The following is a 14,520-nucleotide window of genomic DNA, read 5'->3' on the forward strand; positions in this document are numbered from 1 at the left end:
AGACAAGACCTCTTGTGCAGCCTTTTCTCTCTGTGCGGACATTTTTCCCATTAAGCTCATCCTCCTCCATGTATTAAGTCTACATTTTCGTGGGGGAGGACTCCAACTTAATTAGGGGGCTGTGGAGATTGTGTATGAAAAAGCGACCACATTGGGCCATCACCTGGGTAACCGGACCAACTGTGTATGATAAAGCGACCACATTGGGCCACTACCTGGGTAATCGGACCAACTGTGTATGAAAAACCGACCACATTGGGCCACTACCTGGGTAATCGGACCAACTGTGTATGAAAAACCGACCACATTGGGCCACTACCTGGGTAATCGGACCAACTGTGTATGAAAAACCGACCACATTGGGCTACCGTGAGAGTAATCGGACCAACTGTGTATGAAAAACCGACCACATTGGGCCAACGCGAGAGTAATCGGACCGATTGTGTATGAAAAAGCACGTAAAAGGCCCTATTCCGCTCCGTTTGAGCCCTTACTCTCCCCGCCCTCCCGTGCCTCTACGATCCGCGTCACCTCATCTGTAATCTTCTCTCCTCCGCCGCTTTTCCACTCCCGGACGAAGGAATCGAAGCGATCCAGCGGCGAATCACCGGTAATAATGCTGAGAAAGGCCTCCATTTCCAGCCGCTGCAGCTGCGGCCATTCGCGCCGCATCGTCAACGTGCTGCCCTGATAGACGCTGCGCACCTCGCGGATCGCCGTGGAGGTCAGTGCTGCCACTCCGTATTTATAAGAGTTAGCCACCTTCCAGCCCTCCAGATCCTTCTTCGGCTGCTCCTCTTCCGCCAGCCAGCGCTCATAAATGAGCCTGGTGTCAGGGTCCAGCAGCTCCGGATCGATTTTGCCGTGCAGCGCCTGCTGGATGTCGGAGTAATGCCGTTCAATGGCTCCGCTGTAATCGATCAGCAGATCGAACGGATAATAAGCCCGCGGCTGGATGCCGGTTTCCGCCGAATAATCGTCCAGCAGCTTGACTTGCCCGGTGCTCGGATCACGCCGGCGCTCCAGCCGGGTGAACACATTTAGCAGCTTGACCACCGCTTCGGGATGCCCGTATCCTTTGCGGACCACGAGATAGCGGTCCGTGACCGGAGCCATATGGGCCACGAACTGCCCATCCTCGTCAAGCGGGGCGGCGTACGCCCGCCATTCCGCCCTGGTATCAAGCGCTACCGCCTCTGACAGCGGATAATAGGGCATCCACCACGGGCCGAAGAACATGCCGGTCCGGCCGGAGAGGATCGGCTCCTGGGTCTCCTTGTAGAGGGCGAAGTCCGGGTCTATATATCCGCGCTTGTACCACTCGGACAGCTTGGCGAGTGCCGCTTTGGTCTCCGGTGCAATGGAGCCGTACATAATCGTACCGTCCTGGGCTCTGATCCAGTTCGCCGGAAAGGCATGAAAGGCGTTGAAGACGGCGTCCAGTCCGTTCACATGGGGCTTGGAGCCATAGATGATATTGCTGTAGGCGCTCAGGCCTATCGTGTCGCGTTTGCCGTTCCCGTCCGGGTCGCGCTCCACAAAGGCGCGGGCAATCGTCTCGATGTCGGCAAAGGTGCGCGGCGCCGGCAGCTCCAGCTTATCCAGCCAATCCTGCCGCACCCACAGCAGGCTCGGGGAATCGGCCCGAAGCGCCACATTGGGCAGCGCATACAGCCGTCCGTCCTCTGAAGCGTCGTCCAGCGCTTCGCCGCCGGTGGATTCATAGATGTCCTTGATCAGGGAGGAGCCATAGTCGCTGAACGTGTCGGTCAGGTCGGCGATCATGTCCCCGTCGATCAGCTGCGCCAGCTGATCGCGGTTGACTACCAGGGCATCAGGCAGATCGCCGCTGTCGATGGCAAGCTGCGCCTTTTGGAAGAACGCCTCATTGCCCTTCGCTTCCCAGGCATGAACGACCTTGATATTCGTAATGCTCTCCAGGTATCGCGAGATCGGATTATTGTCATTGCTGTCCCCGTTGCCGAGCCGCGCATCGGGTACCTTGAAGCCGATCCGCAGAACCACCGGCTGCCCGTACCGGCCGTAGGCGGCCTGCTCGGCAGGACTTTCTCCGTCCGGCAGCTTTACCAGCTCTCCTTGTCCGCCGTCTCCCCGGCAAGCGACAAGCATGAACCAGAAGACAACGGCTAGGCTATATTTGACGAGCCTGGGCCTGCTCATATCCCATCCCCTCCGCCCGGTATTCGCTCGGCAGCCGCCCGACATGTTCGCGGAACAGCCGGCTGAAATAGCGGTCATCCTCAAAGCCCGAGCGGCAGGCGATTTCGCAGACGGGAATATTCGTGGTCAGCAGCAGCGTCTTGGCCAGCTGCAGACGCATGCCCCGCAGGCACTCGCCGAAGGTCTCCCCGGCAAAACGGGCGAAGCATTGGCTGAAATAGCCCCGGCTCATATTGATATACGCCGCCACATCACTTTGATTGATCTTGTCGCCGGCATGGCGCCGCATATACCGGACCGCCCGGATGAGGCACAGCAGCACCTCCTTGCTCATCCCCAGCTCGAAGCTCCGCCGCTGCACATGGCCCGCGAAATTCCGCAGCCAGTTCTTCCACTGGCACCAGTTCCGGGCCAGCTCCGCTTCGGCCTGCAGCAGCGCCGCTTCCTCGGTCCCGAGCAGATAGCCCTGCCAGTTGCCGAGCAGGCTTACGGCAAAGCGCTTAAGCTCCTCCTCCGGAACCCGGCGGGAATGCACACTTCCCGTAAAGCTCTCCCATTCTGTCCGCTCCAGCGTCCAGCGGAGATTGGTTCCCGTCTCAAGCGGATTCTGCCCGGCCCCGGCCATACCGGATGCATTGCCGCTTTCGCCCAGCCGCTTCAGCTCGTCCAAGCCTATGGTGACCGGCTCGCAGTCCCCGTCGCCCGCGTAGAATAACGCCGGCCGCAGCCATTGCTCCAGCATGTCCTCCGCTTCCTGCAGCCGCATTCCCGCCAGCCCTTTCACGAGCACCACCTGCCAGCGGCCTGCCAGCGAGGCGCTCAGCTCCCGGCGGCCCTCCGCTTCGGCAGCGGCCTTCGAGAGCGGCGAAATCCACAAGGTACGTAAAGCAATCAGCCGGGCCCTCTTCCCTGCACCCAGCCTCAGCAGCTCCTCTTCGTGTCCGGGCGGCTTCAGCGGCACGTATACCAGTGCGCTGTCCGCATGAAGCATGCGGGCCTCGCCTCCGCCGGACAGCATCTCCCGGGCACATTGCTCCCACTGAATGCGCTCAACCAGACGCCCGATCGTCGCTCCGGCATTCTCAACCTCCAGCAGTGTCTTGACAATATAATCCACCGCCCCCAGCCGCAGTGCTTCCTGTACATAGTCGAATTCATGATGACAGGTCAGCACCACACAGCGGATTGCGGGGAAACGCAGCTTTACCTGGCGGATGAGGTCAAAGCCGGACATGCCCGGCATCGTAATATCCACGAACAGCAGATCGGTTTCCTGTTCTTCCAGGAGCGCCAGCGCGCTTAATCCGTCCCCGGCCTCACCAGTGATCATCACCCCGAAGGACGGCCAGTCAATCAGCGAGATGAAGCCCTTGCGCACCAGACGCTCGTCGTCCACAACAATCGCCTTAATCATCGAAGTCCTCCTTGCTTTTATAGGGGATAGAGATGGTTACCGTCGTTCCTTCATCCCGCCCGCTGGCAATATCCAGCGTCATCCGGTCGCCGTAATAGGTCCGCAGCAGCCGCAGCACATACGAGAAGCCAATGCCGAGTCCCCGTTTCTTCGCATCTTCGCCCTTGAGCAGAGCCTCGAGCTGCTCCCGTTCCATTCCGCTTCCGTTGTCCTTGACCATCAGGCATATGCCGCTTCCGGCTTGCCGGGTAATGATCACCTCCACTACGCCCTTATCGCTGAAGCCGTGGTAGATCGCATTCTCCACCAGGGGCTGCAGCAGAAAACGGGGCACAGCCGCGTCGAGCACCTCTTCTTCGGCCTCAACCCGGAACTCGAATTCATAATCGTAGCGGATGCGCTGCAGCTCCATATAGTTTCGCAGCGCCTCTATCTCCTCGCGGACAGTCACAATAATGCTCTGCTTCCCGAGATTGTAATGCAGCACCTTCACCAGCAGCGTGACCAGCCGGTCGATTTCCTTCTGCCCGTTCAGCCGGGCGAGCCACTGCACCGTATTCAGGGTATTGTGCAGAAAATGCGGATTGATCTGGCTGAGCAGCTTCTCGATTTCGAACCGGCTTTTTTGCTTCTCATTGCGGGCCACGGCCTGAATCAGGTCATTGACCTGCTCCTTCATCTGCTGGAAGTTGCTGAGCACGAAATCAAACTCCCGGACACCGGTAAAAGCAACCGGAGACGTCACATTCTCCGCCATGCGGATAATCTCCACGTTGACCTTGCGCAGCGGCCCGTAAATGCGCCGCCAGATTAACCAGGCGAGCAGCGCGGCGAACAGCAGTGTGGATAACGCGAGCAGAATCATCTTATAGAACCAGGAATAAATCTCACTGTTGAACACCGAGGTTTGGACCGCCGCCACCAGCTTCCAGCCCTGCGGACTGGCATAGCGGAACAGATGATAGCCGTTCACCACCTCATGCTGCTCCAGCGTTCGTCCGGCGGCGGCCACAATATCAGGCGGCAGCTCCCCGTCGATCAGATGGGTCAGTTCACCTTCTTGATTAATGAGAAGATGGCTTACCTTCATGCCGTAGGCTTCCTGGCTGAAAATTTTGCGCAGCAGACTGTAATTGGTCTCCAGATAAATGTATAGCTCATGACGGCCATTCACGCGGACGCTTCTGCGCTCGGAGAATACGGGATTGTCGCCGACAGTGTACATCGTGACATGGGGGCCGTAATAATCGGCGCCGTTATAACGCATGAAAGAAGGCAGCTGACCGGCGTCCATAGCGGGGCGGGTGCTCATATTCGTGAACAGCACCGGGTCTTCGTTGCCGGGCATAATGTAGGCGGTTAAACCGATGTAGGGATTGGTGAAGGTGACGAGATTGATCTTCTGGTTAATCGAATTCATGATTTGCGATTTGCGGTAAATCTGCTGCTCCTGAAGAAAAGCGGACATCTCCGCTACAATCTGCCCGTCCAGGGCGAATTGCTTGGAGGCAAAATCCAGATTGTCGAACGCATTCTCCAGGCTGAGCGCTTCCTGCCGCAGGGTGGAGGTGATGCCGCTGCCGATTTTGCCGGAAAGGATGGAGTAAATGGAGCTGTAGGACACGATGCCGACGATCAGCAAGGGTAACAGGGTGCCGAGCAGCAGATACAGCAGCAGCATGGAACGCAAGGATTGTGCGGGGGATGGTCCACCGCCGGATTTATGTCTCAGCATCCCTCTCCGCCCTTTATTGTAAGCGTTTTATCAGTTGGCTATAGAATACCATATTTATCCTCATTTGAAAATAATAAGGCAGAAGCGGTTTGCACCGCCCTGCCTTGATATCACCGCCGGTTATTGCACGCTTTTGCGCGCTTCAAACAATTCCTCCGCTTTTTTGACCGAGAACTCCATGACGTCGGCATAGCCCAGACCGTTCACCTTATCATGCATCTCCCGGTTCAGCTTGTCGAATTCGGCATCGTTCTTTGCGAACACCATCTTCCAGGAATACTGCTGGATCACTGTCCCGATCTGCTTGTTCTTCTGCTCCAGCGTCTTATCCATCATCAGCGGCTCTTTGCCGGTGAAGCCCTGCGGCGCTACGGCCAGCATACCGTTCTTCTCAAAATATTCCTTCGCCGTCAGCGCGCCCATCTTCGCTCTCCAGTCGCTGTCGAGCTTCGAGGGATTGCGCTCCAGGGTCGTCTGCCACAAATTGTGGTCATACGGCTCGCCCGTTTCCGGATTCTCCATCGCCGGGACGACAAAGGAGAAGTTCATCTGGTTCGAGCCATAATAGAAGTCACCGCCGCCGTATTCTTCAGGAATCTTCGTATCCTGCTGCTTGGCGAACGCCTCCCAGCCGAAATCGGTAATGACCGGCTTACCGTCTACGCCGATATCCCAGGTCAGCCCCTTCGGGCCGTTCGGTACCGCTGTACCGCTGCCCGCCGAGAGCATCGCCCCTTCAGGGGTGTACATCCAGTTGATGAATTCCATGATCCGCTCCGGTTCTTTGGCTTTGGCGCCGATAGCGATGATGCCGTTGCCGCCATACACATTGAAGCCTGTGGAATACATCAGCTCGCCCTTGAAGGGAACCAGTGCAAAGCCTTTGCCTTCAGCCGTCCGTTCCGGGGTGTTGTAATTGGCGGCGCCCAGCCACGGGAACCAGGAGAACAGCACCCGGCCATCCTTGTATTTGGCCACCACATCATCGAATTTCTGGGTCAGCGAGTCAGGGTCGACGAGGCCGAGCTGATTCGCTTCATAATACAGGCGGAGCGATTTCATATACCAGCTGTCCTCGGATATGAAATCATAATACTTCTCCTCATCGGCCTTGACGTAGACGGCGGTATCGGCGATTTCATCGTAGCCGAGCATGCAGGCGAATTGCTTCGCCAGGGTCATCTTGTAGTTGCCGTCCCAGTCGGACCAGAGCGAGAAGGCATAGGTTTTCTTGCCCTGCTCGTTCTTCGGCTCCAGCTCCTGCATCTGCTTCAGCACCGGCAGATAAGCCTCGATGCTGCCGATTTCCGGCGCGCCGATTTGCTGGTACAGATCCCAGCGCAGATCGGGTCCCCAGGTCATATCCTTGCCCTCGGAGGGCCCGGAAGGATTCACGGCCACATTGTTGCCCATGCCGTATACCGCACTGCCCCCGCCAAAAGCAACCTTCGCCTTCTCAATGGCCTTGGGGAACTGCTTTACAATATCGGCGCCATGCTTATCCAGCAGTCCGTCCTTCGTCCAGTCCAGCAGCAGCTTGCCCTGGATGGCGTTCGGATAATGGTTCTTGTCGTCGCCGAAGATGATGATATCCCCGAGATTGCCGGAGGCCATCATGGCCGAGATTTTCGTGTCGCCGCCGGTAAGATTGGAGGCCACGATGTCCAGCTCAATGTTGAATTTGTCCTTGATGATCTTGGCGAACCAGCCGGTCTGCGGTCCGGCATAATTCGCCGTCGTCGAGAAGACGGTCAGCTTCAGCGGCTTGGCGTGATCCGGAGCGCCGCCCTCCGGTGCAGCGCTGGCCTCACCGGCTGCGGTAGCTTCCGCTGCAGGCGCTTTGGTCGCAGCGTTGCTTGCGCTGTTCCCGTTGTTGCTGCCGCCGCAGGCTGCCAAGGGCAGCAGGATCATGATGCTGAGCAGCACAGGCAGCATTCTTGTGAGCTTCATTGGAATATTCCCCCTACTTGAATTGGTTTACTGCTTGGTAAAGCGATCCGGTGCAGCCGTTACCCCTTAACCGCACCGATCATGATGCCTTTGACGAAGAAGCGCTGGAAGAACGGATACACAATGAGGATCGGCAGCACGACGATCATGGTGACCGTCATCCGCACGGAGGTCGGAGTCTGCATATTCTGCACACTGGCCGCCATATCCGGCGAGCTGCGGATCAGCGCCGCCAGCGAGCTGGACTCATTCAAATACCGCCACAGCAGAAATTGCAGCGTGTAATATTTCGTATCCGTCATCAGAAAAGCCGTATCAATGAACGAATTCCACTGGTTGACCGCCGAGAAGATCGAAATCGTCGCCAGAATCGGCGTTGTCAGCGGCACGATAATGCTCCAGAAGAGGCGCAGATAACCGGCTCCGTCCATGCTGGCCGATTCCTCCAGGGACGGCGGGATGGCTTCCACATAGGTTTTGACCAGAATGATATTGAACGGCGTTATAATCGACGGCAGAATATAAGCCAGATAATTATTCGTCAGGTGCAGATTGTGCATGGTGATATACCACGGAATCAGACCGGCGCTGAAATACATAGTCACCACAATGCTGCGGTACCAGATTTGCCGGGCCCACATTTCCCGCTTGGTGAACAGATAGCCAAGGAAGGCGGAAGCGCCCACAGTCAGCAATGTCCCGACTACCGTCCGGTAGACCGACACCAGCGCCGCATGACTGAGTCCGCTGATCCGGAGCACTTTTGAATAATTGTCGAAATGGATCTCCCTTGGATAGAACTTGATATAGCCTGCCGCACTAAGATCGTTGGAGCTGATCGTATTAATAAACAGATAATAGAACGGATACAGGCAGCTCAGCGTGAACAGCCCGAACAGCCCATAGATGAGTGCCTGGAACAGCGCATTGCCCGGCTTCAGCTTCTTCCTCTTCATCCCGCTTCACACCGCCTTAAATGATGGATTCGTCACGCACCAGGCGCGACAGCGTATTGGCTCCGAACAGCAGCAGCACGCTGACAACCGATTTCAGCATACTGACCGCCGTGGCGAACGGAAAATTGTTGGCAAAAGCAATATTGTACACATACAGGTCCAGCACCTCAATGGCGTCCTTGTTCATCGCATTCTGGAAGGCAAAATACTGCTCCATCCCGTTGTTGACAAAGTTGCCGATCGACAGCAGCAGCAGCACGAAGAATGTCGGAAGGATACCGGGCACGGTGATATGCCAGATTTTGCGGAACCTTGAGGCGCCGTCCACCTCTGCCGCTTCATAGAGCTCCTGGTCGATGCCCGCAATTGCCGCCAGATACAGAATTGCGCCCCAGCCGAGTGACTTCCACCAGTACCAGGCAATCATTGTCAGCCAGATGTGCGAGCTTGAGGCCAGAAAGTTGAACCCTTCATCCACGAGGCCGAGCGAGACCAGAATGCCGTTCACCACCCCGCTGTCCACTGAGAATAAGGAAAACGCCAGCGCGTAGACGAGAATCCAGCTGATAAAGTTCGGTATCGTCGTCATCGTCTGCACCAGCTTGCGGTACCAGCCGGCCTTGATTTCGGTCAGCAGGATGGCGAAAATAACCGGGAACACTGAGGTAACCAGCCCGAGCGTGCTCATCGCCACTGTGTTCTTCAGCACACGCAGCACTTCCGCCGTCTGCGTCGGATTGGACACGATGGTACGGAACCACTTCAGCCCCACGAACGGCGTATCCGACAGCGGGATGCCGGGAATGAAATCATAGAAGGCATAGATCCATCCGCTGATCGGCAAATAATAGAAAATAAAGGTCACCGCAAGAAACGGCAGCGCCATCAGAAACAGCTTGTACTTGTTCTGCAGCCTTCTGCGGTGCGGACTGGCCGGCTGCATGCCGCGCAGCATTTCTTCGGAAGGTACCCCCATAGCGAAATCTCCTATCTCCGTCAGATGATTACGCTTACATCCTAACAGAGAACTTTACCCTGCCGGGAGAGAGGAATGCATGCCCTTGCGGGAGAGCTGTCGCGGGTTAGCGGACTATTTTCTCAGAGGAGCGGACTATTTTCTCAGGGGGATACGGCCGGTGATCACAGCAGCAAAACTCATTGTAATGTTAAGTTGTAAATTATATCCTTGAAGGTAGCTATATGAGAGGCATAAATATTCGAGGTGTAAAAAGGAGGTTACGGGTATTCCTTCAGACAAACGTAATCCGGCAGCGGAGCGCACCGGCGCCAACTGTCCGGTCTGCGGCAAGGACAACGGCTGTGCGCTGGCGCACGGCAACCCGGCAGATACCTGCTGGTGCATGAGCTTCTCTGTGCCCCGCGAAACGCTGGAGCAGATCAAGCAGCTCTATCCCGAAGCGTCCTGTATCTGCCGTGACTGTCTCCAGGCGCTGGCAGGGGACATAAGTTCCGGCAGCCAGGGTTAGCTGAATGCAAGGAGTTCGATAACAATGTCGCGGCACATCCCCAATCTGCTGACACTCAGCCGGATTCTTTTGTCGGTGTGGCTGATGTTCACCTATGAAGAGCCTCTGCTCTTCATCATGATCTATGTAGCCTGCGGTCTCAGCGATGTGCTGGACGGGGCCATTGCCCGCTGCAAGCAGTGGGAATCCGGTCTGGGCGCCCGCCTGGATTCCCTCGCCGACATGGTATTCTGTCTCGCTATACTAATATTCATGATCGGGTGGCTTGGCCCGGAAGCCGCACGATATGTGCCCTGGATCATCGCAGCTGCGGCCATTCGCTTCGCCAGCGTGCTCATTGCTGCCGTCAAATACCGCACATTCGCCATGCTGCATACCTGGAGCAGCAAGCTCTGCGGAGCGGCGTTATTCACCGCACCGCTCTTCCTGCTGCTGGATTGGCAGGGACTCCTGTGGCCGTTATGCGTGCTTGCCGTGCTGTCGGCCGCAGAAGAAACGGCAATCCATCTGACCTCGGCCAGGCTGGATGTGAACCGGAAGAGCCTGTTCACCCGGCAACGCTAGCTCGCCGGCTCACGCCGACACCGCTCCGCCTTATTCCATGACCATTTATAACATGACCATTTATAACATGACCATCTTGTTGCTGAGTGTTCCCAGCTTCTCGATTTCCACAATCACTTCATCGCCGGCCTCAAGATAATACTGCCGGTCCGCCGGATAGCCCATCATTACACCCTCCGGTGTACCGGTCAGAATCAGATCGCCCGGCTCAAGCGTCATGCACTCCGAGATGTAACTGACAATCTGCCGGCAATCAAAGATCATATCGGCCGTATTCGAGTCCTGGCGCAGCTCCCCGTTGACATAACAGCGGATACCGAGCCGCTGCGGATCGCCCACCTCGTCTGCAGTCACCACATAAGGTCCGACGGGGGCGAACTTGTCGCAGGATTTGCCGGCCAGCCACTGGCTGGTGCGCATCTGCAGGTCGCGGGCCGACAAATCGTTCGCCGCACAATACCCGAAGATAGCCGCTTCCGCTTCATCCGGAGGGATGCTGCGTACCCGCCTGCCGATGACGATGGCCAGCTCCGCCTCATAGTCCACCTTCTGCGAATGACGCGGCAGCGGTACGGTCTCGCCGTGTCCGGCCAGGCTATTGGCGAACTTGCTGAAGAGAATAGGATATTCCGGCAACGGCATTCCCGTCTCCAGGGCATGACGGCGGTAATTCAGCCCGATGCAGATGATTTTGCCCGGATTAGGCACACAAGGAGCCAATTCCAGCTCTGCTTCCACTTTCCAGTACGCGGCCTCTCTATTCGCCGGCAATTCATCCACGAAGCGGCCCAGCCGCTCAAGTGCCGCCGCTCCGCCCGCAAGCACCTCTTCAAACGAAGCGGGAACCCCGCCTGCCGCTTCCTTCAGGTGCTGAAGCGCGTGCGCCACATCCAGCACATAGTCTCCTTCTTTTACCCCCAACCGCAAGGCACCGTTCTCGATCATATTCAGCAGCTTCAATGCTATCCGCTCCTCTTCGCCTGCCGGCAAATCTAACGCATTCCTAATACCTTGACCCATTCAATTCCGAGCGCTTGGTTTATGGATTGTGGTCGATTTTTCGCCTACGCTTGCCCTATTTACCTTCTCTACGGCCCATTGTGGTCGGTTTTTCGACTACAATGGGTCTGTTTTCCTCAACGGCAAGACATTGTGGTCGATTTTTCGCCTACGTTTGCCCTGTTTACCTTCTCTGCAGCCTATTGTGGTCGGTTTTTCGACTACAATTAGGATTGATTAGCTCGGCCTGTTCACAGGAAAGGGACGTAGGTGCGGACGTCCCCAGCCTTACTCGCAAATAGATGGTGCATAGCTACAATTTGTTGCGGTCAAGGTACTAGTCTGACTTGCTTGTATCTGACTTGACCGTAGCTCCTTGCCGCACACCTGGCCGCATTTGCCGCACACCGGCCAGGGACTGCCTAACGGGGCGGCTAGCCCAGCTTCCCGGTGTAACGGTTAGCCGGCACTCCCTGCACACCGGGTCTCACCCGGAACAGCCCTCCGGTATCCGGCCAGTCCTTCAGTTCCTCAACGCTCATGCTGCCGCGAGCCGAGGTAATGTACAGCTCGTCCAGCTGTTCCCCTCCAAAGGTACAGGAGGTGACATTCTTGGCGGGTACCCCGATCTTGCCGAGCCGTTCGCCGGTTAACGGGTTCCAGCGCGAGACGCAGGCGCCCCCGTAGTGGGCGACCCAAAGCATACCTTCGCTGTCTATCGTCATACCGTCCGGGATGCCTTCATCTTCGCCAAACTGGACAATCTGCTGCCGGCCGCTGACCTCCCCGCTCCCGGGCTCATAGTTCAGCGCATCGACACCGCGCGTTAAACTGTCGATGTAATACATCCGGCCGCGCGATTCATCCCAGGCCATACCGTTGGAGATGCCGACCCCATCCAGAATGCGCCGTACGGTACCATCGGTGTCCAAGCAATAGAAAGCACCGGCATTCTGCTTGCCTTCCATGCTCATGCTGCCGAACCAGAGCCGGCCCTGACTGTCGCATTTGGCGTCATTCAGCCGGTTGCCGGGCTGATCCTGCTCCACAGGAGCCAGCAGCCTGGGCTCTCCCTGCCCGCTGAAGCTGTATATTCCGTCCTCCAGCGCCAGGACCCAGCCGCCGCCTGCTGCCGGAACAACTGCTGTGACCATTTTAGCGAAGTGAAAGACATCCTCCTGCCCCTTTTCAGGGTGGTATACCCGCAGCTGTCTGCCTTCGATGTCCACCCAGAGCAGCTCTCGCCGCATTTCATCCCAGTGGGGTCCTTCACCCAGCCGCGCCTTGCCAACTGGCACCAATTCCGCTTGTAAGTACATCTGTTCAGCCTCCTGTCTTTGATCCGGTTTCCGCATCCTCCTATATTATAACCGATCTGCATTACTCTGCTGCCGGATGAACCTGACATAAGGTTGTCCGGTTGGGTATGCTATCCTATGAACGTAAGAATAAGATTCCGGGCTGTTATCTATTAAACAGGAGGCTGCCTCATTGAAATATGAATGGAAAAAACAAGACAAATCCCTGTATCTCCCCTCCACCGAACCCGCAGTGGTCAAAGTGCCTGCCTTTCCGGCCTTTATGCTGAAGGGGGAAGGCAACCCGAACAGTGCAGCCTTTGCCGAAGCTGTGGGCTTGCTGTATTCGCTGTCCTATGCCGTCAAAATGTCTCCAAAAACAACCCCGCAAATTGAGGGTCTGCATGGAGCCGATTCAGGCACTTTGCGGGGCCCCCGTAAGAAAGCTGCTGCTCCGGCAGATTATTACGAATACACCATTTTTCCGCTGGAGGGGATCTGGGATCTTAATGAGCAAGGGCGCGCCAAAGCCTTTCTGGATAAGGATGATCTAGTATACACGCTGATGATCCGTCAGCCCGATTTCGTAACTCCCTTGTTCGCTGCAGAGATCATGGAGAATTCTGCGCGGATCAAGCCCCATCCGCTGAACGGCCAAGCCGCCTTCGGCAGGTCCGAAGACGGCTTGTGTGTACAGATGATGCATATCGGGCCCTATGACACGGAAGCTGCCAGCTTTGCCCGGATGGAGCAGTATTGCCGTGAGCAGGGTCTCCGCCGGCTCTCGCTCACTCATCGTGAAATTTACATCTCCGATGCACGCCGAACGGCGCCGGACAAGCTTAAGACTGTGCTTCGCTTCCAGGTCGCACGGTTATAGACGTCAGCCGGTAATTCCTGTAGATGCACCGGACCGTTCCGGCCATATCGCTGCGTAAATACGATTTACCCGTCAATCTGTTCCGATCTTCCAATCCGGGCCTCCGGATGAACCTTCAAGGTATCCCGGTACTCCACCAGGTCAATGTCACAGCCGGGGCCTATCGTTACACTGCCGCCGGTGACGAGCTCCGCTTCCGTATATTCCAGTTCAATATGCTCCCCTTCGATTAAGTCGGCCTTAAGCCCGGCCTTGAATTTCGGAATCAGATCAGCCAGCAGCTTGTTGTGGACCGCCCGGCGGGAGCGGCAGATCACAATGCTGCGGGCACCGATCCGCTCCGCCTTGCACTTGCCGTGAAGCATGAAGTCGATTTCCCCTGCGCTCAGCAATCCGCCTACTGCGAAGGCGCCTTCGCCGCTGAGTACCTGCAGATCACAGTCCTCCTTGATATCGGCCATACCGTTTAAGGCCAGCTTGCCGCAACGCAGGGCACCGTGTATGGTCATCATGCCGTCCATAGTTAGCGATCCGGACTCCAGATTGCCTTTGAAGGTCAGCTTGCCGTCCGCATCGAGCTCCTGCGCCTGTACATCGTCGTTCAGCTTCATCATTCCGTCGGCCCGGAAGACGCGCGCTTGCACCGGTCCGTTAATCTTGCATACCCCTTCCAGCCTGACCTCATTATAGCGGCCGCCCTCCGCAGTATTAACCCCCGAAAGTACCAAATCCGGCAGCAGTTCCTGATTCATTACTCCATCCCCTTATCCAAGTACTGGTAAATAGATGACCTAATTGTAATGCAAGGCATTAGCGTGCAAATCGGGCTGCAGGCGGATATGTACCTGATCCTGAAAGAGTATGTAACTGCATTTTGTACATCTATTTCCCTTAAAATCGAGCCTAATTGGTGGTTATTTGCATTTTATGCAATTAAAGCCGGGGATTTAATGAAAAAGAGCAGTAATTTTGCAAAAAACTTACCACGGTAGATCTACAGGGGGAAGATTGCTGGAAATGTAGATTCTCCACCTTCGTCTGAGGCCAGTCGGAGGG

The 14,520-nt window shown here is 56.5% G+C and carries 12 protein-coding genes; 3 read left to right on the forward strand and 9 right to left on the reverse strand.

Going from position 1 to position 14,520, the window contains the following annotated elements; translation table 11 throughout:
* Positions 1-468: 468 nt before the first annotated feature.
* The 6 genes from F1379_RS29165 to F1379_RS29190 form a co-directional block, all read right to left on the reverse strand.
* Entirely contained in the window at positions 469-2,181 is a 1,713-nt protein-coding gene (locus tag F1379_RS29165) for an extracellular solute-binding protein (protein WP_162551317.1), read from the reverse strand.
* On the reverse strand, positions 2,153-3,595 hold the full coding sequence (locus F1379_RS29170) for a response regulator transcription factor (protein WP_150275991.1): 1,443 nt from the start codon (positions 3,593-3,595) through the stop codon (positions 2,153-2,155). The genes F1379_RS29165 and F1379_RS29170 overlap by 29 nt, the downstream gene beginning before the upstream one ends.
* Positions 3,588-5,330 (reverse strand): sensor histidine kinase, encoded by a 1,743-nt coding sequence (locus F1379_RS29175; RefSeq protein ID WP_150275992.1) that lies wholly within the window; start codon positions 5,328-5,330, stop codon positions 3,588-3,590. The genes F1379_RS29170 and F1379_RS29175 overlap by 8 nt, the downstream gene beginning before the upstream one ends.
* 120 nt (positions 5,331-5,450) lie before the next feature.
* Positions 5,451-7,280, reverse strand: coding sequence for a type 2 periplasmic-binding domain-containing protein (locus F1379_RS29180; RefSeq protein WP_150275993.1), 1,830 nt, complete (start codon positions 7,278-7,280; stop codon positions 5,451-5,453).
* 59 nt (positions 7,281-7,339) lie between these two features.
* A complete protein-coding gene (locus F1379_RS29185) occupies positions 7,340-8,236 on the reverse strand; it encodes a carbohydrate ABC transporter permease (protein ID WP_150275994.1) in 897 nt (298 codons plus the stop codon).
* A gap of 16 nt (positions 8,237-8,252) precedes the next feature.
* Complete coding sequence (locus F1379_RS29190) at positions 8,253-9,212, reverse strand: ABC transporter permease (protein WP_203457196.1); 960 nt, start codon at positions 9,210-9,212, stop codon at positions 8,253-8,255.
* A gap of 268 nt (positions 9,213-9,480) precedes the next feature.
* Between F1379_RS29190 and F1379_RS30775 the strand changes: the two genes are divergently transcribed.
* On the forward strand, positions 9,481-9,723 hold the full coding sequence (locus F1379_RS30775; protein WP_150276001.1) for a cysteine-rich CWC family protein: 243 nt from the start codon (positions 9,481-9,483) through the stop codon (positions 9,721-9,723).
* Positions 9,724-9,747: 24 nt separating this feature from the next.
* On the forward strand, positions 9,748-10,287 hold the full coding sequence (locus tag F1379_RS29200) for a CDP-alcohol phosphatidyltransferase family protein (RefSeq protein ID WP_150275995.1): 540 nt from the start codon (positions 9,748-9,750) through the stop codon (positions 10,285-10,287).
* 60 nt (positions 10,288-10,347) lie between these two features.
* On the opposite strand, the gene F1379_RS29205 is transcribed toward F1379_RS29200, so the two are convergent.
* Complete coding sequence (locus F1379_RS29205; RefSeq protein ID WP_150275996.1) at positions 10,348-11,247, reverse strand: fumarylacetoacetate hydrolase family protein; 900 nt, start codon at positions 11,245-11,247, stop codon at positions 10,348-10,350.
* A gap of 473 nt (positions 11,248-11,720) precedes the next feature.
* On the reverse strand, positions 11,721-12,605 hold the full coding sequence (locus F1379_RS29210; protein ID WP_150275997.1) for an SMP-30/gluconolactonase/LRE family protein: 885 nt from the start codon (positions 12,603-12,605) through the stop codon (positions 11,721-11,723).
* A gap of 172 nt (positions 12,606-12,777) precedes the next feature.
* On the opposite strand from F1379_RS29210, the gene F1379_RS29215 reads away from it, so the two are divergent.
* Complete coding sequence (locus F1379_RS29215) at positions 12,778-13,464, forward strand: GyrI-like domain-containing protein (RefSeq protein WP_150275998.1); 687 nt, start codon at positions 12,778-12,780, stop codon at positions 13,462-13,464.
* Between the two features lie 65 nt (positions 13,465-13,529).
* Here the strand turns inward: F1379_RS29215 and F1379_RS29220 are convergent, their stop codons facing one another.
* Positions 13,530-14,216, reverse strand: coding sequence for a hypothetical protein (locus tag F1379_RS29220; RefSeq protein WP_150275999.1), 687 nt, complete (start codon positions 14,214-14,216; stop codon positions 13,530-13,532).
* Positions 14,217-14,520 lie beyond the last annotated feature (304 nt).

Source organism: Paenibacillus tepidiphilus (genome assembly GCF_008635795.1).
Taxonomy (GTDB): Bacteria; Bacillota; Bacilli; order Paenibacillales; family Paenibacillaceae; genus Paenibacillus_AQ; species Paenibacillus_AQ tepidiphilus.